At 36.9% G+C, this 22,150-nt stretch carries 25 protein-coding genes; 12 read left to right on the top strand and 13 right to left on the bottom strand.

The window, feature by feature from the left end; translation table 11 throughout:
* On the bottom strand, positions 1-408 hold the full coding sequence (locus EUC40_RS00230; protein ID WP_000276563.1) for a MerR family transcriptional regulator: 408 nt from the start codon (positions 406-408) through the stop codon (positions 1-3).
* A gap of 152 nt (positions 409-560) precedes the next feature.
* Here EUC40_RS00230 and EUC40_RS00225 point away from each other — a divergent pair, with 152 nt between their 5' ends.
* Positions 561-1,286 carry a glycerophosphodiester phosphodiesterase gene (locus EUC40_RS00225; protein WP_156573171.1) on the top strand — a complete coding sequence of 242 codons (726 nt, stop codon included), beginning with the start codon at positions 561-563 and terminating at the stop codon, positions 1,284-1,286.
* A 101-nt stretch (positions 1,287-1,387) separates the two neighbouring features.
* The gene (locus EUC40_RS00220; RefSeq protein ID WP_071710821.1) at positions 1,388-3,439 is read left to right on the top strand and encodes a transglycosylase domain-containing protein; all 2,052 of its coding nucleotides are present in this window, start codon (positions 1,388-1,390) and stop codon (positions 3,437-3,439) included.
* A gap of 34 nt (positions 3,440-3,473) precedes the next feature.
* On the opposite strand, the gene EUC40_RS00215 is transcribed toward EUC40_RS00220, so the two are convergent.
* Positions 3,474-3,983, bottom strand: a complete 510-nt coding sequence (locus EUC40_RS00215; protein ID WP_000136683.1) for a YwhD family protein — start codon at positions 3,981-3,983, stop codon at positions 3,474-3,476.
* 25 nt (positions 3,984-4,008) lie between these two features.
* Positions 4,009-4,683: a site-2 protease family protein gene (locus tag EUC40_RS00210; RefSeq protein ID WP_156573170.1), complete on the bottom strand. Its 675-nt coding sequence runs from the start codon at positions 4,681-4,683 to the stop codon at positions 4,009-4,011.
* Between the two features lie 112 nt (positions 4,684-4,795).
* Here EUC40_RS00210 and EUC40_RS00205 point away from each other — a divergent pair, with 112 nt between their 5' ends.
* Entirely contained in the window at positions 4,796-4,981 is a 186-nt protein-coding gene (locus EUC40_RS00205; protein WP_001147171.1) for a 2-hydroxymuconate tautomerase, read from the top strand.
* 39 nt (positions 4,982-5,020) lie between these two features.
* Here EUC40_RS00205 and EUC40_RS00200 read toward each other — a convergent pair whose 3' ends face one another.
* From EUC40_RS00200 to EUC40_RS00175, 6 genes are all read right to left on the bottom strand, one after another.
* Positions 5,021-6,325 carry an HD domain-containing protein gene (locus EUC40_RS00200; protein ID WP_000262733.1) on the bottom strand — a complete coding sequence of 435 codons (1,305 nt, stop codon included), beginning with the start codon at positions 6,323-6,325 and terminating at the stop codon, positions 5,021-5,023.
* Positions 6,326-6,471: 146 nt separating this feature from the next.
* Entirely contained in the window at positions 6,472-7,419 is a 948-nt protein-coding gene (locus EUC40_RS00195; RefSeq protein ID WP_071710823.1) for an ABC transporter substrate-binding protein, read from the bottom strand.
* 190 nt (positions 7,420-7,609) lie between these two features.
* Positions 7,610-8,422, bottom strand: coding sequence for an ABC transporter ATP-binding protein (locus EUC40_RS00190; RefSeq protein WP_071710824.1), 813 nt, complete (start codon positions 8,420-8,422; stop codon positions 7,610-7,612).
* 15 nt (positions 8,423-8,437) lie between these two features.
* Entirely contained in the window at positions 8,438-9,454 is a 1,017-nt protein-coding gene (locus EUC40_RS00185; RefSeq protein ID WP_001260767.1) for a FecCD family ABC transporter permease, read from the bottom strand.
* A complete protein-coding gene (locus tag EUC40_RS00180) occupies positions 9,451-10,506 on the bottom strand; it encodes a FecCD family ABC transporter permease (protein ID WP_000388287.1) in 1,056 nt (351 codons plus the stop codon). Before EUC40_RS00180 ends, EUC40_RS00185 begins: the two co-directional genes overlap by 4 nt.
* Positions 10,507-10,785: 279 nt before the next feature.
* Positions 10,786-11,010 (bottom strand): YuzB family protein, encoded by a 225-nt coding sequence (locus EUC40_RS00175; RefSeq protein WP_000526076.1) that lies wholly within the window; start codon positions 11,008-11,010, stop codon positions 10,786-10,788.
* Between the two features lie 274 nt (positions 11,011-11,284).
* Between EUC40_RS00175 and EUC40_RS00170 the strand changes: the two genes are divergently transcribed.
* Positions 11,285-11,977, top strand: coding sequence for an RsfA family transcriptional regulator (locus tag EUC40_RS00170; protein WP_071710826.1), 693 nt, complete (start codon positions 11,285-11,287; stop codon positions 11,975-11,977).
* A gap of 126 nt (positions 11,978-12,103) precedes the next feature.
* Complete coding sequence (gene lipL / locus EUC40_RS00165; RefSeq protein ID WP_156573169.1) at positions 12,104-12,949, top strand: octanoyl-[GcvH]:protein N-octanoyltransferase; 846 nt, start codon at positions 12,104-12,106, stop codon at positions 12,947-12,949.
* A gap of 68 nt (positions 12,950-13,017) precedes the next feature.
* Here lipL and pta read toward each other — a convergent pair whose 3' ends face one another.
* On the bottom strand, positions 13,018-13,989 hold the full coding sequence (pta, locus tag EUC40_RS00160) for a phosphate acetyltransferase (RefSeq protein WP_000067215.1): 972 nt from the start codon (positions 13,987-13,989) through the stop codon (positions 13,018-13,020).
* A 265-nt stretch (positions 13,990-14,254) separates the two neighbouring features.
* Here pta and hemQ point away from each other — a divergent pair, with 265 nt between their 5' ends.
* The 4 genes from hemQ to gerQ all read left to right on the top strand — a co-directional run bounded on the left by hemQ (position 14,255) and on the right by gerQ (position 17,514).
* Positions 14,255-14,998 (top strand): hydrogen peroxide-dependent heme synthase, encoded by a 744-nt coding sequence (gene hemQ, locus EUC40_RS00155; protein WP_001287595.1) that lies wholly within the window; start codon positions 14,255-14,257, stop codon positions 14,996-14,998.
* 184 nt (positions 14,999-15,182) lie between these two features.
* Entirely contained in the window at positions 15,183-16,463 is a 1,281-nt protein-coding gene (locus EUC40_RS00150; protein WP_116758498.1) for a serine hydrolase, read from the top strand.
* Positions 16,464-16,635: 172 nt separating this feature from the next.
* Positions 16,636-17,058 (top strand): cell wall hydrolase CwlJ, encoded by a 423-nt coding sequence (gene cwlJ, locus EUC40_RS00145; RefSeq protein WP_000538163.1) that lies wholly within the window; start codon positions 16,636-16,638, stop codon positions 17,056-17,058.
* A 27-nt stretch (positions 17,059-17,085) separates the two neighbouring features.
* Complete coding sequence (gene gerQ / locus EUC40_RS00140; protein WP_071710829.1) at positions 17,086-17,514, top strand: spore coat protein GerQ; 429 nt, start codon at positions 17,086-17,088, stop codon at positions 17,512-17,514.
* Between the two features lie 31 nt (positions 17,515-17,545).
* Here the strand turns inward: gerQ and EUC40_RS00135 are convergent, their stop codons facing one another.
* The 3 genes from EUC40_RS00135 to EUC40_RS00125 all read right to left on the bottom strand — a co-directional run bounded on the left by EUC40_RS00135 (position 17,546) and on the right by EUC40_RS00125 (position 19,265).
* Entirely contained in the window at positions 17,546-17,914 is a 369-nt protein-coding gene (locus EUC40_RS00135; RefSeq protein WP_000688311.1) for a DUF423 domain-containing protein, read from the bottom strand.
* A gap of 64 nt (positions 17,915-17,978) precedes the next feature.
* Positions 17,979-18,266: a YwdI family protein gene (locus EUC40_RS00130; RefSeq protein WP_156573168.1), complete on the bottom strand. Its 288-nt coding sequence runs from the start codon at positions 18,264-18,266 to the stop codon at positions 17,979-17,981.
* 6 nt (positions 18,267-18,272) lie between these two features.
* A complete protein-coding gene (locus EUC40_RS00125; protein WP_071710830.1) occupies positions 18,273-19,265 on the bottom strand; it encodes a potassium channel family protein in 993 nt (330 codons plus the stop codon).
* Positions 19,266-19,360: 95 nt separating this feature from the next.
* Here EUC40_RS00125 and EUC40_RS00120 point away from each other — a divergent pair, with 95 nt between their 5' ends.
* The 3 genes from EUC40_RS00120 (at position 19,361) to EUC40_RS00110 (ending at position 22,144) form a co-directional block, all read left to right on the top strand.
* The gene (locus EUC40_RS00120; protein WP_000847039.1) at positions 19,361-20,644 is read left to right on the top strand and encodes a purine/pyrimidine permease; all 1,284 of its coding nucleotides are present in this window, start codon (positions 19,361-19,363) and stop codon (positions 20,642-20,644) included.
* Between the two features lie 177 nt (positions 20,645-20,821).
* On the top strand, positions 20,822-21,643 hold the full coding sequence (locus EUC40_RS00115; protein WP_000221383.1) for a Cof-type HAD-IIB family hydrolase: 822 nt from the start codon (positions 20,822-20,824) through the stop codon (positions 21,641-21,643).
* Positions 21,644-21,850: 207 nt separating this feature from the next.
* Positions 21,851-22,144, top strand: a complete 294-nt coding sequence (locus EUC40_RS00110; protein WP_000953390.1) for a DUF3817 domain-containing protein — start codon at positions 21,851-21,853, stop codon at positions 22,142-22,144.
* The last annotated feature ends 6 nt before the right edge of the window (positions 22,145-22,150 follow it).

The raw sequence follows: 22,150 nt of genomic DNA, 5'->3' as shown, positions 1-22,150 counted from the left end.
TTACTCTCCTTTTGTACTATCCAAAAATGTCACTGCACGATGTAAACTATCCTCAAGTTCCGCTTTTACACGCTGCATTTGCTCCATTTTCTCGTCTAACGTTTGCACTTGTTTTGCAAGCATCTCTTTAATTTCTTGAATCACTTCGCGATCACGAGGGTTCTCGCTATTTCTCCTTTGTTCCATTCTTTCTTTTAACGATAAGAAGTGTTGCATTTCTTGAAGTGTAATTCCAAGTACTTCTTTCGCTTCTACAATCCTTTTAATTCTTGCAATATCCTCATCTGTATACAGACGAATGTTCCCTTCACTACGCTCCGGGGGATGAATTAAACCAATTTCCTCATAATAACGGAGTGTACGTTTCGTTAAACCAACTTGCTTTGTTACTTCATCGATTTTATACATGTTTATTCCTCCCTTCACTCAACTATTACATTTTACGTTAACGTTAACTTTTACGCAACTGTTAGGAGTTTGTAAATATTTTCCCTGTTCAATTGTGTTTTTCCCCAAGCAGTTTCATAATGAAAGAAAAGAGATAATAAGGAGAATCTAACATGAGTAAACCACTTATTTTCGCTCACCGCGGGGTCAAAGGAACACATCCCGAAAATACGATGATTGCCTTCCAAGAAGCTGAACGCATTGGCGCTCATGGAATTGAACTTGATGTCCATCTATCAAAAGATGGTGAACTTGTCGTGATTCACGATGAAACAGTGGACCGCACAACAAATGGTGTAGGACTTGTTTCCGACAAAACTGTAGAAGAATTACAAGCTTTAGATGCCGGTAGCTTTAAAGATCCTTCTTTCCATGAAGCAAAAATCCCAACGTTACGCGAAGTATTTATTTGGCTCTCTACAACAAACTTACAACTTAACATTGAATTAAAAACAGATGTGATTCACTATTCAACTATTGAAGAAAAAGTTGTTGCCCTTGTTCGCGAATATCATCTGTCCAATCAAATTGTATTTTCATCATTTAACCATGATTCCGTTTCATTATTAGCAGAAATTGCTCCAGAAATTCCAAGAGCAATTTTGTACGATACACCACTTGCAGATCCTATTGCTGAAGCAAAAAAACGAGAAGCAACTGGATTACACCCAAACTTTCAATTATTAACGAAAGAGTTTGTCCAATTAGCACAGGGACAAGGATATGTCTTCCGCCCTTACACAATTAACGAATACAAAGATTTACAAACTATGATTGATTACGGTGTAGATGTCATTATTACTGATTGGCCAGCACGTGCCTTTGAGCTCCTTTCTTAATGGAAGGGGCTTTTTTATTTTCGAAATTTCATTGTTTAAAATAACTCAAAACCCTCAATACTAATACAATAACGCTTGTATTAATGAGGGGCTGAAAAAAGATGGATCAAACTATGAATCCAAAACTTAAAAAATATAAACGTCTTTTCTTCACCGCAATGTTTTCTTGCGTCCTTTTCTTCGTTTTTTCCTTTTTTGTTATTCTTATAGTTGCAAAAATTATGGGTCCTCCCCCTGTTGCGGTTCCGCAAACAAGTGTCTTTTATGCTAATGATGACACTGTTATAGGACAAAGTAATGCAATACAGAAACGCTACAATGTCTCTCTGAATGACATTTCTCCTTATGTAAAAGAAGCGACACTTTCTATCGAAGATCAAAGATTTTATAAACATCACGGCTTTGATATAAAGCGTATTGCAGGTGCAATTGTCGCTGATTTAAAGGCGATGGCAAAGGTGCAAGGAGCGAGTACGATTACACAACAATATGCACGTAATCTATATTTAGATCATGATAAAACGTGGAAACGAAAACTATTAGAGGCGATGTACACTATCCGCCTTGAAGTGAATTATAATAAAAATCATATTTTAGAAGGATATTTAAATACAATTTATTACGGACATGGTGCTTACGGAATCGAAGCTGCATCTCGTCTATATTTCGATAAAACAGCAAAAGAATTAACATTAGCGGAAGCTAGTATGCTTGCAGGTATCCCGAAAGGACCTAGTGTCTATTCTCCCTTTTTAAAAGAGGATCGTGCAAAAGGACGACAATCTCTCATATTAGATGAAATGGTAGAACAAGGTTATATTACGAAGAAACAAGCAACTTCAGCAAAGAAAGAGCCACTAACTTTTGCCTCATTAGATGCGAAAAAAGTAGCAGAGGTCGCGCCTTATTTCCAAGATGCTGTACAAGTTTCTCTTCTTCGTGATATCGGATTAGATGAACAAGCCTTACAAAAAGGTGGCTTACGTATTTACACAACGCTAGATCCTAAATTACAATCTGTAGCAGAGCAAGCCGTAAAAGATCATATCCCTGACACAACAAACATACAAACAGCTCTTGTCTCTATGAACCCAAAAACGGGTGAAGTGGCTGCTCTCGTTGGTGGTACTGATTACAATAAGAGTCAATTTAACAGGGCTACACAGGCCGCTCGTCAGCCTGGTTCTACATTTAAACCCTTTCTATATTATGCAGCCTTAGAACGAGGATTCACTCCCGCTACGCGCTTAAAAAGCGAATACACTGTATTCACTTTAGGTGATGGTGTTTCAAAATATAAACCGAAAAACTATAAAGACTATTATGCAGACGATTTTGTAACGATGGCACAGGCCCTTGCAGTATCTGATAATGTATATGCTGTAAAAACCAATTTGTTTTTAGGAGAAGATATACTCACAAAAACGGCAAAACAATTTGGAATTACGAGTGCGTTAAAAGATGTACCTTCTCTAGCTCTCGGTACATCTCCAGTAAAACCACTTGAGATGGTTAACGCTTATAGCATGTTTGCCAATGGTGGAAAAGAAGTAAAACCAACCTTTATTCGCCGCATTATGGATCATGAAGGAAACATGCTATACGATGCTCATTTAGAGAGCAAACAAGTTCTCGATAAAAGCAAAGCGTTTGTGATGGAAGAAATGATGACGGGTATGTTTAATAAAAACCTAAGCAGTTATGCCGCTGTGACCGGTCAATCGATGTTATCAAAGCTATCCAGAACATATGCCGGTAAGTCTGGTTCTACGGAAACGGATAGTTGGATGATTGGATTCACTCCGCAAATCGTCACTGGTGTATGGGTTGGATACGATCAACCTAAATCGATTTCAAATGTAGCAGAACAAGGGTATGCGAAAAAAATATGGACCGATACGATGGAAAAAGGCTTAGATGGTCAACCTAAAAAAGAATTTAAACAACCAAGCGATGTCGTAGCAGTCAATATCAATCCAGAAAACGGAAAAATCGCTACAAAAAACTGTCCAATTTCAGTTAAAATGTATTTTGCAAAAGGTACAGAACCGACGGAATATTGTATGGATCATGTTGATGACAAAGAGGAATTTGAAAAAAACAGTGAAGAAAAGACGAAAGCAAGCTGGTGGAAAAAATACCTTCCTTGGTAAAAAAAATAGCTGACGGGCATCCGTCAGCTATTTTTTATTCACTTAATAATGCACGGCGCAATTCTTCACTAGATTCGTTCCAAATTGCTTCATTATGTTCTTTCAAGAACGTACCAAGTACTTTTTTAGATGATTCATCCATATGGTCAACCATAATGTGACGCTTCATTGATTTATCCATTTTGTTTACATGCTCTGGAAGTGATTTATATCCGCGGCGAATTTCACGGTCAACTGTCATTTCACAAGCTGTTACACCAGCATAATAAGCACCTGTTGCCGTTCTTTCAATCGTCACCCAAACAAGCCAAAATGGTTTGCCGTTTGGAACTTCATCTTTATTTGTTAAAAACTTAATTCCTTTTTCTACTGTACTACGCGCATGCATCGCTCCGATATCAACGAATGCTGTTTTCTCTAGTACATCGACAAATACAGGTGAAATGTTTTCTAGACTTAATGCTCCAACACCAAATCCACCATGTCCATCTGTTGAATCATTCTTTACGATATTAAAACCGATTTTTTTCTTTTTCTCAGTCATATGTAACTTCCTCCTCGCTTACTAATTATAAAAGCCCAAAAATAGGCGCAATGATACTGTCTAAAAATACAAATACATGCGGAATAACAACATTGAAAATAGGCTGAATTGTGTAATTGCTAAGCGGTGTAATAACAAGAATTAATAACGCAATTGCTCCATATTTTTCATACTGTGTCATTTTCGCACGAATATTTGCTGGTGCTAAATCTTCCACAACGCGATACCCATCAAGTGGTGGAATCGGTAATAAGTTAAATACAAGTAAAACAACATTAAGCCCGATGAAAATCTGGAAGAATTGACTTAACGTCTTTCCTACTGCCGGTGGAATTGCATCTAGCACACCAAATGTTATTAAGCTATACCAAATAATTAAACCAATCGCACTTAAAATTAAATTACTAATTGGCCCTGCAATTGAAACTAATATTCCCGCAAGGCGAGGTCTTTTAAAGTTATACGGGTTAACTGGTACTGGTCTTGCCCAACCGAATCCAAGAATCAATACAGCAATCATCCCGATAGGGTCTAAGTGAGCCATCGGCGATAATGTTAAACGCCCTTGTCTTTTCGCTGTATCGTCTCCAAATTTATATGCAACATACGCATGTGCGAATTCATGCACAGATAACGCAATAATAATCGCCATTGCTACTAACGGGATTTCCTGCAATGGATATCTAAATAACTGATCCATACTACAACTCCTCTTCAATATGTCAAAAAAAGAAAATATTTGTTTTTTCGATTGTTCTTCCCCATAATCCGCTATAATAAGAGTGTAACTTACATAAAAGGAGCGATTGTACATGCCATACGTAACAGTGAAAATGCTAGAAGGACGCACAGAGGAACAAAAGAAAGCTCTTGCTGAGAAAGTAACAGCAGCAGTAAGCGAAACAACTGGTGCTCCTGAAGAAAACATCGTTGTTTTCATCGAAGAAATGTCTAAAAACCATTATGCCGTTGGCGGAAAACGCTTAAGCGACAAATAATTTCAAGCTCTTTCATAAGAAGCAGCCATTCGCTGCTTCTTATTTCTTTCCTTCTAATAACTCAATAATTCTCTCTTTATATTTTCCTTTTCTTCCATCTTCATAGATTAAATCATGCGGATAGAATAATTTTTGATCCGTTCTCTTCTTACCAGTAATCGCCTCAACAATATCCGATTCACGTGAAAGCTCTCTAAGATCTCCATTCGGCATAAGAAGTAAGATTGGTAAACGCTCTTCTTCCTCCCCAGCACGATAAAAGTCATATGGTAAGTCTGATGTTGAATCAACTACTAAATAATACTCTGGATCGAGTCCAATCTTTTTAAATAAGCTACTTAATTCCATCCAATTATCTAAACCATGCTTATCTGTAAACTCTACGTATTTAAATAAATCTCGGTTCATAAAGCGACGGCATAAGTCACTTAAAATTGGATCCTCTTCGTCTTGCCATACTTGGAAGTAGTAATACATAACGTTCTCGTCTAGCTTTAAATAATCCTCTACTGTTACTTCTTCTTCAAATAAAGAATAGAAATGAACCGGGTGATTTTTAAATGTATAATACTTCTCATGCAATGATTTCGCACGGTGTAAAATCTTCGTTAAAATAACTTCGGCACTGCGCGTTACTGGATGGAAATACACTTGCCAATACATTTGATAACGGCTCATAATATAATGCTCAACAGCATGCATACCACTATTTTTAATGACTACTTGATTCCCGTATGGACGCATTACACGTAGTATACGTTCCATATCAAAGTTGCCGTACTTTACGCCTGTGAAATAAGCATCTCTTAATAAATAATCCATACGGTCTGCATCAATTTGACTTGAAATCATACTAATCGCTAATTTATTAGTGGATGTTTTCGCGATTACATCGGCTACCTTTTGCGGAAAATCCTTATCCACACGGCTTAATATACGATTAATTTCCGTATCTCCAACGATAATCTTTTGTGTGAATTTCTCATGATCTAGCGAAAACACTTTTTCAAACGAGTGAGAAAATGGGCCGTGGCCGACATCATGAAGTAATGCCGCACATAAACATAACAATCTATCTTCAGCATTCCAGTTCGGTCTGCCATCAAACACATCATCAATCATACGACGAATAATTTCATATACACCTAACGAATGAGTAAAGCGACTATGCTCTGCACCGTGAAATGTAAAAAATGTCGTTCCAAGCTGCTTAATACGGCGCAAACGTTGAAATTCTTTCGTTCCGATTAAATCCCAAATAACGCGATCACGCACGTGCACATATTTATGTACTGGGTCTTTAAACACTTTTGTTTCGCTGAGTTTGTCGTTTAAATATACCACTTTTCGACATCCCCCTTTCCTTACTGCATTCTTACTATATATTATAAACGAAATAGGAAACAGAAAGAAATGAAAGACTATATTAATTCCCTTTATAAAAAGAAAAAATCACTTTTACCGAAGTAAAAGTGATTTTTTCTTATACATTATTTTCCTAAAACGAACTCAGCAACTTCATCTAAGATCATTTCTTTACCTAGTGGGAAGTAACCTTTGTTTAAGTCTTCATTTTTAATTGTAAATACGTGGTTGTTTTTAACAGCGTTCATGTTTTTCCAAATTGATTCTTCTTGGAATTCTTTTAAGCGTTGAGAACCGTCACCAGTTGTAAATACAAATAAGTAATCCGGATTGTAATCGATTAAAGCTTCTTTTTGTACTTGTACTAGCGGTTTATCAGTTGGTGTACCTTTAACTGCTGGTAATTTTAAATCATTAAAGATTACACTACCGTAACCGTAGTCACCGTATACACGGAAAGCATTTGGATATGCAGCCATTTTCATAAATGTTGCATCGCCAGTTTTCGCGATGATTTTGTCATGTAATTTGCTTGCTTTTTCATCATACTGTTTGAACCATTCTTTTGTTTCTTTCTCTTTACCAAAGATTTGACCTACTTCTTCAAATTTTGGACGCCATTGATCTAATGGAGTTTTTAACATAACTGTTGGTGCAATTTTAGATAATTGATCATAAATTTTTTCTTGACGATTGTTTACAAGAATTAAATCTGGTTTTGCAGCAGCTACTGCTTCGATGTTAATTTTATCGCCCCAAGCAGAGCCAACTGGTTTAACGTCTTTTAATTTATTTGCAATATGTGTATCAATTTTTTCTTGAGATGTATTAGCAGTAATAATTGGCTTCATACCAAAAATTAATAATTCTTCTGTTGAACCACTAAGGTCAGCAATTTTCTTTGGATTTGCAGGGATTTTAATTTCCCCTTTTGCATGTTGTACAGTGCGCTCTTCAGTCTTCGCATCCTTCGCATCTGCTTTCTTCTCTTCTTCTTTGTTAGAACAAGCTGCAAATAGTACAGAAGTAACGACTAGTACCATTGCTAATAGTGCCATTTTAAAATTCTTCATGTTCCCACTCCTTCTAGCTGTATTTCTCTTATAAGTTACAGTGAACTATAAGAAACAATTTAACAATTAATTAATATATATTTATTAATCGTTGTTCATAACCCATTCTAACGGGCGTTCAACTTCCTATATCATGAATAAGAAGCTCAACGTCCATTAAAAGTCCCCCCTCTTAAAGAGGGGGTTCTACTTATGCTTTTTTACGCAATTGATTATTAATCATCGCTAAATCATATGTTAAACAAATCGGTTTACAGTTTACTGGACATGGAACGATTTGAGCTTCAATCTCAAACACACTTCGAAGTGTTTCACTTGTCATAACTTCATCTGGCGTTCCTTGTTTCATTAACTTACCTGCTTTTAATGCAATCATATGATCGGAGAAACGAGAGGCATGGTTTAAATCATGGATAACCATAACAATCGTTCTGCCTTCTTCTTGGTTTAGCTTTTTCAGTAAGTTTAATACTTCAAGTTGGTGAGCCATATCTAAGTATGTTGTTGGTTCATCTAACACGAGTAAATCTGTTCCTTGTGCAAGAGCCATCGCAATCCATACACGTTGACGTTGACCACCTGATAAAGCTTCTGCTGGGCGATTTGCGAATTCTGTCATTCCCGTCACTTCAAGTGCCCAATGAATATAGCGATAATCCTCTTCTTTCAATGTCCCAAATCCTTTTTGATGAGGAAAACGTCCATATGAAACAAGTTCAAATACAGTAAGACCTGTTGGCACTTCTGCAGTTTGTGGTAAGATCGCCATTTTCTTTGCGATTTCTTTTGTTGGCTGTTTCTCAATTGCTTTTCCGTCAAGATAAACAGTACCTTTTTTTGCTTTCAAAATACGAGAAGCCGTTTTTAATAATGTGGACTTCCCACAACCATTTGGTCCAATAATCGTCGTAATTTTTCCTTCTGGAATTTCAACTGTTAATCCATCAATAATTAACCCTTCATTATAGCCAACAGATACCGAATCAACTGCTAAAGTTGCCATGCAAAAAGCCTCCCTTTATTTTGTCCTCATAAGTAAGTATATGAAATATGGTGCACCAATTACAGAAATAACTAGACCGACCGGTATTTCTGAAGTAGTTAACACACTTCTTGAAATTACATCTGCAAATAAAAGTAAGAACGTTCCTATTAACGCAGCTGTAGGCAACATAATTTGATGTTTGCCACCAACAAGGCGCCTCGCTAAATGCGGAGCCATTAAACCGATAAAGCCAATTCCTCCGGCAACAGCGACGGATGCACCCGCTAAACAAACTGCAATAAATAATAATTTACGTCTTTCTTTTTCTACGTTTACACCAAGACCAACAGCTGTAGAATCGCCTAGGTTCATTACATTTAATATGTGTGCTTTACTAATAGCTAGCGGTAAGAAAATAACCATCCACGGAAGTACACTTAATACAAATTTCCAATCGGTACCCCATAGACTTCCTGCTAACCAAATCGTAGCAAAACGGAAATCATTCGATGTCATCTTCATAGAAAAAATTAAACTAACAGCACCAAATCCAGCTGCAACAGCGATACCTACAAGTATTAATCGAGTGGATGAAACGCCGTCTTTCCATGCTAATAGATAAATAATAACCGCCGCTAATATCGCACCAACTAGTGCGAAAAATGGAAGGATAAATACAGATAAAAGTGTACCAGTTCCAACTTTTCCGAAGAAAAAGTAGACGAATACAACAACTGTTAATCCTGCACCTGCGTTAATACCTATAATACCCGGATCAGCAAGTGGATTTCGTGATAACCCTTGCAAAATTGCTCCTGACATAGCTAATGCAGAACCAACTAATATAGCAATAACCATACGTGGCATACGGAATTCAAATAAAATAACAGACTGATCTTCAGCCCCAAGTCCAACCAATGACTTTAATACGTCCATTGGCGGGATTTTAAATGTTCCTGTATTTAAACTCACTAAAAATACAGCAACGATTAATCCTACTAAAATTGTTAAAACAGAAACGTTCTTTTTTGTTAAGACGCTCGTCCTCACATTTTCCCTCTCCCTTCGTTACGTGCTAAGTAGAGGAAGAATGGAACCCCAATTAGCGCTGTAATTGCTCCAATCGGCGTTTCAAATGGCGGGTTAATAACGCGAGATAGCATATCTGCACACTCGATTAATAATCCACCTAAGACTGCAGAACATGGAATAACCCACCTATAGTCTGAGCCTACAAGGAAACGAGTCATATGTGGGATTACAAGACCAACAAATCCAACTGATCCCGCGATAGAAACCGCAGAACCTGTTAACACAAGAACAAGTACTGTTCCAATGAATTTAATTAATGTCGTATTTTGACCAAGTCCAATTGCAATTTCTTCACCGAAGCTCAAAATCGTAATATACCTCGACATCATAATCGCGATAAAGAGACAAACTAGACCGATCGGCACTAGCATATTAATGCTTTCCCATTTCACTCCAGCAACTCCACCTGCATTCCACATACTTACCTCTTGGGCAAGATTGAAATACAACGCAATTCCAGATGAAATGGCCCCTAATAAAGCACTAATTGCTGCACCTGCTAAAGCTAATTTCACAGGTGTTAATCCACCTGGTGAAGAAGACCCAATTCCATATACAATGCTCGCACCAAACGCAGCTCCAATAAAAGATGCGATAACGAACATTAAATAAGGTGAATTAGGGAAGAATGCATACATAATTGCAATTCCGAATACAGCGCCATCTGTAATCCCCATTAAAGATGGTGATGCCAGTGGGTTTCTCGTCATACCTTGCATAATTGCTCCGGATACCGCTAAAAAGGCACCTGCAACTACGCCCCCTATCGCTCTAGGCATGCGAAGTTCTTGAATTACGTTATGATGCGTAATAGAACCGTCAAACTGAAACACAGCTTGCCATACCGTCTTTAAGCTAATATCAGCAGCACCAAATGAAATAGAAACTGCCATACTTAAAGCTAATAAAACTGTGCCCGCTATTAAAATAATAGAAGCAACGAGCGGCCTGCTCTTAATCTCTTTGACACTCTCTTCTTGCTGTTCTATACTCCTTGCGCTCGCTTCCATCCCTCAACCATCCTAACCAACAACATATATTTATATGAAATGAAATTTATTCTCAAATAACAATAAAAAAATTAAGCAAATTAACTTTTTCTTGATAATGATTCTCAGAATCAGACACCTTCTATTCTACCTATCGCTTCCAAAGACTGTCAACTATTATTTTGAAATACAAATTCATTAAAATTGCATGTTAGTTCCGACCAAGTGCACTCTCATAGAATAATTTTTTCCTCTTATGGGCATAAAAAAAGAAGAGGAATCTGCTCACTCTTCTTTTTCTTACTTATTTAACTTTACTTCAATCTTTGTAATTAACTCATCTTCTGTTGGAGCCGCAACTGGACGGTTATTTACAAATGCGAATGATTTTTTACGACCAGGGCCACAGTAAGACTGACATCCAACTTCAATCGTTGCACATGAATCTACTTTTTTTAACTTCGGAATCAACGTTTTAACGTTCGTTGCCTGACAATCATCGCACACACGAAATTCGTTTCCCATATATAACACTTCCTCTATTTCAAACTTTTCTCAAGTACATTTAAAAATAAACACTAAATGGTATTTTACCGTTCTTTGAAGCTCGTTGCAAGTCTCCCTACATAGCCTACTCTCTATATAATTTATATACTCTCCTACAGAACCTCTCATCATTCATGGGGAAATTTTTCCCTTCCATCGAAATCTACCATATTTTTAAAAGCTTTGTATAAAAGCTCGTTTTTTTGCCCATTATAAAAATAGGAAGTTCATAAAAAGAAAGGGAGTTGAATCTATGAAAGTAAGACAGGATGCTTGGACGGACGAAGATGATTTATTACTTGCTGAAACTGTACTGCGTCATGTTCGAGAAGGAAGTACTCAATTAAATGCATTTGAAGAAGTCGGAGATCAGTTAAATCGTACATCGGCTGCTTGTGGTTTCCGTTGGAATGCTGTTGTTCGCTATAGTTATGAACAAGCTCTTCAACTAGCAAAAAAACATCGTAAAGATAAAATGCGTGCTGCAAGCGGTGAACAAGCCAAAAAACGTTTACTTTATACACCACCCGCTTCAGAAGCGATGGTGGATTATGAAGAACTATTACAAGAAGAAACAACTGTACAATATAAAGAAGCTAGCCCATATCAAGAACCTACTGTTCCCGTTTCAAAAGTCTCTATAACAATGCAAGATGTTATTTACTTTTTACAAACAGTCGGATCTTCAAATATAAAAGTAACAGCTCTTGAAAACGAGAATACGAGATTGAAACAAGAAATTAAAGGCCAAATGCTACGAAATGAAGAGCTGGAAAAGAAACTAGAAAAATTAGAAAAGCAATCTCATACTGTACAAGAAGATTACGAAACACTTATGAATATTATGAACCGAGCTCGTAAATTGGCTGTAATGGATGATGAGGAACGTTCACAAACATCTTTCCGAATGGATCGAAACGGTAATTTAGAAAAAATTGCAGAATAAAAAGGATGCATCTAATGCATCCTTTTTATTATTTCACTTCAACCATATGCGCTTCTTCTACTTTAGAATCTTTCTATATTTTTGCTATAATAGAGATTGTCATTTTAAAGATAAGGGGTTAATTATATGAGCAATTCCCGTTCGATTTTATCTCAGCCGGAGTGGCGTATTGTAGATCAGTCTAGTTTAGGACCAACATTCCATGCGCTTCAGTCATTCGCAATGGACGACACATTATGCACAAGCATTGGAAATGGCCAATCAGCTGCAACAATGCGTTCTTGGGTTCATCACAATACAATTGTTCTTGGCATTCAAGATTCACGTCTACCACATTTAGAAGAAGGTATTTCCTTTTTAAAAGAAAACAACTTCAATGTCATCGTTCGTAATTCCGGTGGACTTGCGGTCGTATTAGATGAAGGTGTTTTAAACGTATCGCTTCTATTCCAAGAAACAGAGAAAGGTATCGATATTGATCTTGGATACGATACGATGTGGCATTTAATTAAAGAAATGTTAAAAGATTACGATGTTACTATTGAGGCAAAAGAAATTGTTGGTTCTTACTGTCCTGGTAGCTACGATTTAAGTATTCGCGATCAAAAATTCGCTGGTATTTCACAGCGCCGTATTCGTGGTGGTGTCGCTGTCCAAATTTATCTCTGCGCTACAGGAAGTGGCTCTAAGCGCGCCGCACTCGTTCGTGATTTCTACAACGTAGCAATTCAAGGCGAAGAAACACGCTTTACGTATCCTGAAATTGTGCCTAGTACGATGGCCTCACTCTCTGAATTACTTGACGAAACCATTACAGTACAAGACTTAATGATACGTCTTTTAAAAACACTGCAACAATTCGCTCCAAAGTTAACACCATCTCAATTAACAATAGATGAGATTCCTTTATATGAGACGAATTTACAACGTATTATTGATCGTAATAATAAAGCACTTGGCTTAGAAAAATAAAAATGACCACCCGCATTCCGTTATAAACGAAATAGGGTGGTCATTTTTCATATTAATTCACTTTAGAATTAAAGTGCTTGAGCTGCTGTAATTAAAGCTAACTTGTACACTTCTTCTTCGTTACATCCACGAGATAGGTCATTTACAGGCATGTTTAAGCCTTGTAAGATTGGTCCTACTGCTTCGAAGTTACCTAAGCGTTGAGCGATTTTGTAGCCGATGTTACCAGCTTCTAAGCTTGGGAATACGAATACGTTAGCATCACCTTTAATTGTAGAACCTGGAGCCTTTTTCTCAGCTACAGATGGTACGAATGCAGCATCGAATTGGAATTCTCCATCTAAAGTTAACTCAGGAGCCATTTCTTTTGCAATGCGAGTTGCTTCTACAACTTTTTCTGTTTCTGGAGATTTCGCAGAACCTTTTGTAGAGAAGCTTAACATAGCAACGCGTGGATCAATACCGAATAACTCAGCAGTTTTCGCACTTTCGATACCGATTTCAGCTAAATCTTGGCTGTTTGGTGCAATGTTAATTGCGCAATCAGCGAATACATATTTCTCTTCTTCACGTACCATGATGAATACGCCAGAAGTTTTTGTAACGCCTGGTTTTGTTTTAATAATTTGAAGTGCTGGACGAACTGTATCAGCTGTAGAGTGAGCTGCACCACTTACTAAACCGTGTGCTTTGCCCATGTATACAAGCATTGTGCCGAAGTAGTTTTCGTCTTTAAGGATTTTGCGAGCGTCTTCTTCTGTTGCTTTACCTTTACGGCGTTCAACGAAAGATGCTACCATTGCATCCATTTCTTCATATGTAGCTGGGTCGTAAATATCAACGCCTGCTAATGTTAAATTCATGCTAGCAGCTTTTGCGCTAATTTCTTCTTTATTACCAACTAAGATTGGTTTTACTAACTCTTCTTTTGCTAAACGCTCTGCAGCGCCTAAAATTCTTTCATCAGTTCCTTCAGGAAGTACGATAGAAATGCCTTTTCCTTGAACTTTTTCTTTTACTGTTGTAAATAAATTGCTCACGAATAAACCCTCCTACAAATGTTAAAAAACTCTATCTTTAAGAATACTGCTTTTCCTCTATATTTTAAACTTATAGCTCCTAAAAAATAGATAAAATGAAAATGATTATTTTTTCATAAAATTCAGCCATGAAATCCAGCCCATTTAAGGGCTCCTCTTTCCTTTAAATGTGACAATTTTATGCGCTGAAGTTTTATATAGATGATTTTAAAACTATATATGCTATAGTTAACGTGTAAAACTATCATTAACTGAGGTGAATAGAATGAGTGAAGCAACAACAACGTTAGATGGCTGGTATTGTTTACATGATTTACGTTCTATTGATTGGGCTGCATGGAAAACATTATCTAGCGACGAGCGCGGACAAGCAGTGTCTGAATTTTTAAATGTCGTTGAAAAATGGAACGAAGTAGCTACTGCAAAAAAAGGCAGTCATGCAATGTATACAGTTGTTGGCCAAAAAGCTGATATTATGCTTATGATTTTACGTCCAACAATGGAAGAATTAAATGAAATTGAGACAGAATTGAATAAAACAACATTAGCTGAATATATGGTTCCTGCATATTCTTACGTATCTGTTGTTGAACTAAGCAACTACCTTCCAGCTGATGAAGATCCATATCAAAATCCACAAATTTTAGCTCGCTTATATCCTGAATTACCGAAAGCAAATCATATTTGCTTCTATCCAATGGATAAGCGTCGCCAAGGTGATGACAACTGGTACATGCTTCCTATGGAAGAGCGTAAAAAAATGATGTACAGCCACAGCAAGATTGGTCGCCAATACGCAGGGAAAGTACGCCAAGTTATTTCAGGATCTGTTGGATTCGATGATTTCGAGTGGGGCGTAACATTATTCGCTGACGATGTTCTTCAATTTAAGAAACTTATATACGAAATGCGCTTCGATGAAGTAAGTGCTCGTTATGGTGAATTCGGAACATTCTTCGTTGGAAACATCTTACCAGACGAAAAAGTAGAGAAATTTTTACACATATAATATTGAAAAAGGGACGAAATTCGTTCCTTTTTTTATTTCCTTCTATATTTCTTTTCAAAAAACTTCTTTTTTCCTCAAATTTGAACAAAAATCGACAAATCCCTTACAAAATTGTAACTTTTCTATATCCAAATTCATGCTAAAATGGTACGAGCTATATGCTAATAACGATGCGAAGGTGATAATTTATATGAAGAAAATCTTGTCTATTTTACTAGCGCTTCTATTGTCAATTTCTTCCTTAGGAGTAACAACATCCCATGCGGAAGAAAAAATACAAATAGAAGCCGCTGCTGCACTTCTATTTGATGCAGATACAGGGAAAATACTGCATGAACAAAATCCAGATGAACTACTAGCTATTGCTAGTATGTCAAAATTAATTGTTGTTTACGCTGTTTTAGAAGCAATTAAAGAAGGGAAAATCACTTGGGATACGAAAGTAAATATTTCCGATTACGCTTATGAAGTCTCTCGTAATAACGAATTCTCTAACGTGCCATTTGAGAAAGGACGTCAATATACCGTAAAAGAATTATATCATTCTATTGTTATCTTCTCTGCAAACGGGTCTAGTATTGCTTTAGCAGAGCTACTTGCAGGAAGTGAGAAGAACTTCTTAAATCTAGCAAATGAACATGCAAAAAAACTAGGGTTAAAGAAATATAAATTTGTAAACTCTACTGGTTTAAATAATGCTGATTTAAAAGGGAAACATCCGGAAGGTACTGACCCTAATGGAGAAAACTCCATGTCAGCTCGCGATATGGGTATTCTTTCAAAAACAATTATTACAAAGTATCCAGAAATGCTAGAGGATACAAAACAAAGATTTAGAAACTTCCCAGACAATCATCCAAAACCAATTCGTATGGAAAACTGGAACTGGATGTTACCAGGAGCTGCCTTCGCTTATGAAGGTACTGATGGTTTAAAAACAGGAAGTTCTGATACAGCTGGATATGGATTTACTATTACTGCGAAACGCGGTGATTTACGTCTTATCTCGGTTATTATTAAAACAAAATCAATGGACGAGCGATTCACAGAATCCCGTGAATTAATCGAATACGGATTTAATAACTTCGAAAAACAAAAGCTAAAGGTTGATAAAAATAACACAATCTCTGTAGTAAAAGGGCAAGAAGATCAAGTAACCGTTGCACCTGAAAAAGAAATAACAGTAATTGCGAAAAAAGGTAGCAAGGCACCTTATAAAATTGAGACCGAAGCAGATAAATCCATCGCTGAAGATGGACATTTAGTTGCCCCGATTAAAAAAGATGCTAAGGTCGGTTCAATCGTTTTAGAATCAACTGATAATAAATACGGTTTCTTAGACGGCAGTAAAAGTATGAAAGTTACTGCAAAAGCGACAGAAGAAGTTGAAAAAGCAAATTGGTTCGTGTTAACGATGCGTTCAGTTGGTGATTTCTTCTCAGGATTATGGTCTAAAGTGTTTTAATAAAAAAGCTAGCGCGAGCTAGCTTTTTTTATTTTCTCTCTACATGTAAAACTTCGTTTGGTTGTCATATCTGAGTCCTTTTTCTCATACGTATGAACTAGTAATCGTTCCACACTTCATCTAGAAATAAACCTCTTTCCAAAAGGTATTCCAAAAAGAGAGGTGACACATAATGGGTGTTATTGCTTATAACGAAGAAGATGTAAAGTTATTAGCTAGACTGATGCGTGCTGAAGCTGAAGGAGAAGGGCAACAAGGAATGTTAATGGTCGGAAACGTTGGGGTAAATCGTGTCCGCGGAAATTGTTTAGATTTTAAAAAAATACGTAATTTACGTCAAATGGTTTATCAAAATCCTGGTGGTTTTGAGGCAACTCAAAAAGGGTATTTCTATCAGCGTGCGAGAGAACAAGATATCGCATTAGCAAGGCGAACGATTCAAGGACAACGTTTTTGGCCTGCCAATTTTTCCTTATGGTTTTTTAGACCCGAAGGCCCTTGTCCGCCAACTTGGTATAATCAACAGAACTCTGGTCGCTTCAAAAAGCACTGCTTCTTCCAGCCATCTGGTGAGGATTGTCCTGGCGTATATTAAGGATTAATAATGAGGAGGGATTTTTGAATGGCACAGCAACAAAATCCGTATTACGGAACAGGTTTCTATCAACCATCTGGAACTTACGTACAACCGCAACAAATGACTCAACAACAACAGCAGGCAATGCAACAACAAGCAATGCAGCAACAAGCAGCTCAAGCTGCAGTTTCTCAGGGTATGTTACCATTAGAACAATCATATATTGAAAATATCCTCCGTTTAAACAAGGGTAAGCAAGCCACAGTTGTAATGACCTATGAGCGTGGCAGTTCTCTTGGTACACAATCTTATACAGGTATTATTGAAGCAGCTGGTCGTGATCATATCGTTATTAGTGAACCACAATCAGGAAAACGTTATTTACTACTAATGATTTACTTAGATTACGTAGAATTTCCAGAAGAAATTACGTATTTGCCTAGTCAACAAGCAACTTATGCTCCAAGACCATAAAAAAAAGCTGGCAAATGCCAGCTTTTGTTTTTTATAATCCTTTTACAACCGCAGTCCCTACTAGAATCCACGCCACAATAAACGCTACACCACCAAGAGGTGTAATTGGACCAAAGAACTTAATGCCTGTCGTACTTAATGCATACAAACTACCTGAGAACATAATAATCCCAGCTACCATTAGCCAACCAGCAGTAGTTAAAAGTGATGATTGAATCTTATCCATCAATAAAGCAACTACAAATAGTCCACCTGCATGAAACATTTGATATGTAACGCCTGTTTTCCAAACTTCTAACATTTTTGCAGAAATTTTATTCTCTAAACCGTGTGCTCCAAAGGCTCCTAACGCAACAGATAGCCCCGCTGCAATACAACCTAGTAAAAAGAAAATTTTCATTCTAATTCCCCTTTTTTACTTTTATCATAAGCAATTTTTACATATAAGCCAAACGATTTATCTCCTAAAAATCTAATAAAGAATTACCGTTTGCATCATCTTCTTTTATATATACTGGTTCTCCAGAAACTGGCATAACCGGTTGGACTGTTGTCATAGGCTGCGATCCAATTATTTGTGATTGAACTTGCGGCTCTCTATACGTGTGGGATTCCACTTGTTCATCTAATAATAAATCACATAATGCTCGCACAACTAATAAATGCTCTTTTGATTTTTGACCTTCACTACTTTTTGCCTTTGCAACTTCATTTGCCATTTTATTTAAAATCTTTTCGCTCGATATTTGCATTCCTTGTCACCTCTTACTTTGTAGTTCTTTCTCAAATTGTCCCAGCTTCTCAACTGAACCAAATACTATTATCATATCACGTTCTTGCAGTTTTTCCTGCCCCGTTGGATTATGTATAATATCCCCATTTCTTAAAATCGCTAAAATTGTCACATCAAATTGATTCCTCACATCACTCTCTAGTAACGATTTACTAGTTAAGATAGAATCTTTTCCGACTGAAATTTCTTCAATTACAAATGACTGATCTATTCCATACAGTACTGTATCAATATAATGAACTGTTAGCGGATTCGCAATACCTTTTGCAATATGAATCCCTGCCATACTAGATGGATTAATAACTTTATTTGCACCAGCACGCCTTAATTTTTCTTCGGTTTCTGGCTTTTCAGCTCTCGCAACAATTTTAATTGTGTCGTTTAATCCTCTCGCTGTTAATGTAATAAATACATTTTCAGCATCATTGGCAACAATAGCAACTAAACCCGCTGCTTTTGAAATTCCAGCATGATGTAACACTTGATCTTCCGTTGCATCCCCGTGTACATACAAAAGTTTTTCCTGTTCCAATATACTTTCATCCTTATCCACCACGACAAATGGAATTTTCTTCTCCTGTAATTCATGTACAACTTGGAGCCCCACTCTACCGCAACCACACACTATAATATGATTTTGCAACTGTGCTATTTGTTTATCCATCTTCTTCCTCCGTACTGCATGAAATAGGTTCCCTTCAATAATCATAGCTGCCACTACCCCGATTGCATACGTAACAATACCGACTCCAACAGGAATAATGAGAAGTGCAAATACTTTCCCCGCCTGCGTTATAGGTACCGCATCTCCATATCCAACCGTCAATACAGTAATCATCGTCATCCAAAATGCCTGAAACAAACTAATTTCTTCAATTGTCATAAATCCTAGTGTTCCTAGCATTACGACAAAAGTCATACATATAACTGCTATCCATAATTGCTTACGTGCATTCATATCATGTTTCAACTCTTTTCTCTATCTACAATCTTTGCCAGCGGAAATAAAATACGTATATACTAGAAACGGAATCTATGAAAGAGGTTGATATAATGAAGACATTTCTTTCCGCCTTACAATGGGCACTATTTATTTTAGCTGGAAGCCTTATTGTACCCATTAGCGTCGCAACTAGTTATGGTCTCGATGGCGCTGAAGCTATCGCGTTTGTACAAAGAACATTATTTGTTCTTGGCTTTGCTGGCCTACTCCAGGCTATATTTGGTCATAAACTTCCTATTCAAGAAGGACCTGCTGGCCTTTGGTGGGGAATTTTCTCCCTTTATGCAAGTTTAGGCGTCGTATTATTTGGATCAAGCAATGAAACACTTAAAGTCCTTCAGTACGCCTTCCTATTAAGTGGAATCATTTGTATTATTCTTAGCGTTTTTGGACTTATCGACAAACTCGTTCGCTACTTTACACCGACAGTCATTGGTACATATTTATTTCTTCTTGTCGCACAGCTTAGTGGCTCCTTCTTAAAAGGCATGTTTGGTCTTGATGGACAACATACGGAAGTACAAGCTGACGTATTTATTCTTTCACTCATTGTTATTTTACTATCCTTTTTCATTATGAAGCTACCTATTATTGGACAATATTCTGTTCTTTTCAGTATCGTCTGCGGCTGGATTTTGTTTGCATGCTTCGGATTATCTAATCCAATAACACCTGTGACAGACATAATTCGTCTGCCATCTCTATTTGTTTTTGGAATGCCTCGTATTGAATGGAATATGGCAATTACAGTCGTTTTTGTCACGTTACTACTTCTCACAAATATGTTAGCAAGTATTCGTGTTGTACAGAGGGTGGTTTCTAAGTACGAAGAAAATCCCGCTGAGAATCGCTTCAAACAAGCAGGAATTATAACAGGAATAAACCAAGTGCTAGGCGGTCTATTTTCAGCTATTGGGCCAGTCGCCATTTCTGGATCAGCAGGATTTATTGCAACGACTAATATTTATAAACGACTCCCATTTATGTTAGGTTCAAGTTTTATTATTTTCATTAGTATATTTCCAAAGATCACATCATTCTTTGCAGCAATCCCAGTTGCAGTCGGATATGCTGCCATTTATCCTGTATTCGCAAGTATGATTGGTCTCGCTTTTCGCGAATACGATACTGTCCAAAATAAAGAACGATTATTTAAAGTAGCCGGCCTTTCCATCTTCACTGGGGTTGGCGTTATGTTCGTCCCAGCAGGAGCATTTTCTACGCTCCCACCATTTCTAGCATCATTTTTAAGTAATGGTCTCGTTCTTGGATCTGTAATGGCTATCTTACTGGAAATATTATTTTCTCGCTCTAATGAAAAACAACTATCGTAAATTGGAAAACTTCCATTATTGCACTCTACCTGTAGAGTTGTTACGATAAATTATCATAGGCAATACGCCTATGATAATTTATCCACTTCTTTCCGAAGAAGTTCGATGTCTTACTATTATTCCTTAACATCTTCATGAACATGTATTTCTATTTAAATAAAGAAGGGAATTTTCAATATGACTTATAAAATGATTGTTTTAGATCTAGATGATACTTTATTACGCGATGACCATACCATTTCACCTCGTACGAAAGAAGCGTTAATGACTGCACAAGAGCAAGGGGTAAAGGTTGTACTTGCTTCTGGACGTCCAACGTTTGGTATGCGCAATGTAGCCAAAGAACTTCGTTTAGAAGAATACGGCAGTTTCATTCTATCTTTTAATGGCGCAAAAATTATTAATTGTAAAACAAATGAAGAAATCTTTAGTAGTACGCTATCTCCTGAAATCGTTCACAACCTATTTGAAATTAGTAAAACTGAAGATGTATGGATTCATACTTATATGGGCGATGATATCGTAACGGAAGAAAATAATCCTTATACTGAAATTGAAGGCGATATTACTGGTATGCCAATCGTTGTAGTAGATGATTTTAAAGCCGCAGTTAAAGAGCCTGTAGTAAAAGTATTAATGAATAAAGAGGCTGAACGCCTTGTTGAAGTTGAAAAGAAACTGCAAAAACAACTAGAAGGCCAATTAAGCGTGATGCGTTCGAAACCATTCTTCTTAGAATTTACTGAAGCCGGTGTTACAAAAGGAACGAGCTTAAACAAACTGATCCAAAAGCTTGGCATTAAGCGTGAAGAAGTTATCGCAATGGGCGATAGCTATAACGATCAGGCGATGATTGAATTTGCAGGTCTTGGTGTTGCAATGGGCAATGCACCTGATGATATTAAAGAAATTGCAAACTACGTAACAGATACAAATATGAACGATGGCGTTGCAAAAGTTGTAGAGAAATTCGTTTTAAAAACGGAAGTACTTGTTTAATATTTTCATTCATAAAACCTATTTGAAGTCAAATACTTCAAATAGGTTTTTATTTAAATTACCATTCTTTTGTGACTATATTTTGAACTTTGCACTATTCTCGTAGTGTAAACTTTCTTTTTGTATATAATGAAACAAAATAGACTATTTTATTTTGAAAAAGAATACAAATTTACTATACAAGCATACGTTAAAGGAGGCTACTTCATGTTATCTACACCAATTGGACGATTAAGAGCGATCGGCTTAATCGAGGGTATTTCTTTCCTATTACTATTATTTGTAGCAATGCCATTAAAATATTTCGCAGGGTTTGCAACTGCTGTTAAAATTACAGGCATGGCTCATGGTGTTCTGTTTATTCTATTCATCTTTGCAGTAATCCAAGTAACAATCGTACACCGTAAATCCATTTTATGGGCACTTGGGGCATTCGTTTCATCCGTTATCCCATTCGGTACATTTGTACTAGATGCAAAACTAAAAAACGAACAACAATAATAAAAA

The organism is Bacillus luti (assembly GCF_009739945.1).
GTDB classification, from domain to species: Bacteria; Bacillota; Bacilli; order Bacillales; family Bacillaceae_G; genus Bacillus_A; species Bacillus_A luti.
Note: the sequence above shows the minus strand (reverse complement) of the source record. Positions and strands in the feature narration are given on the sequence as shown.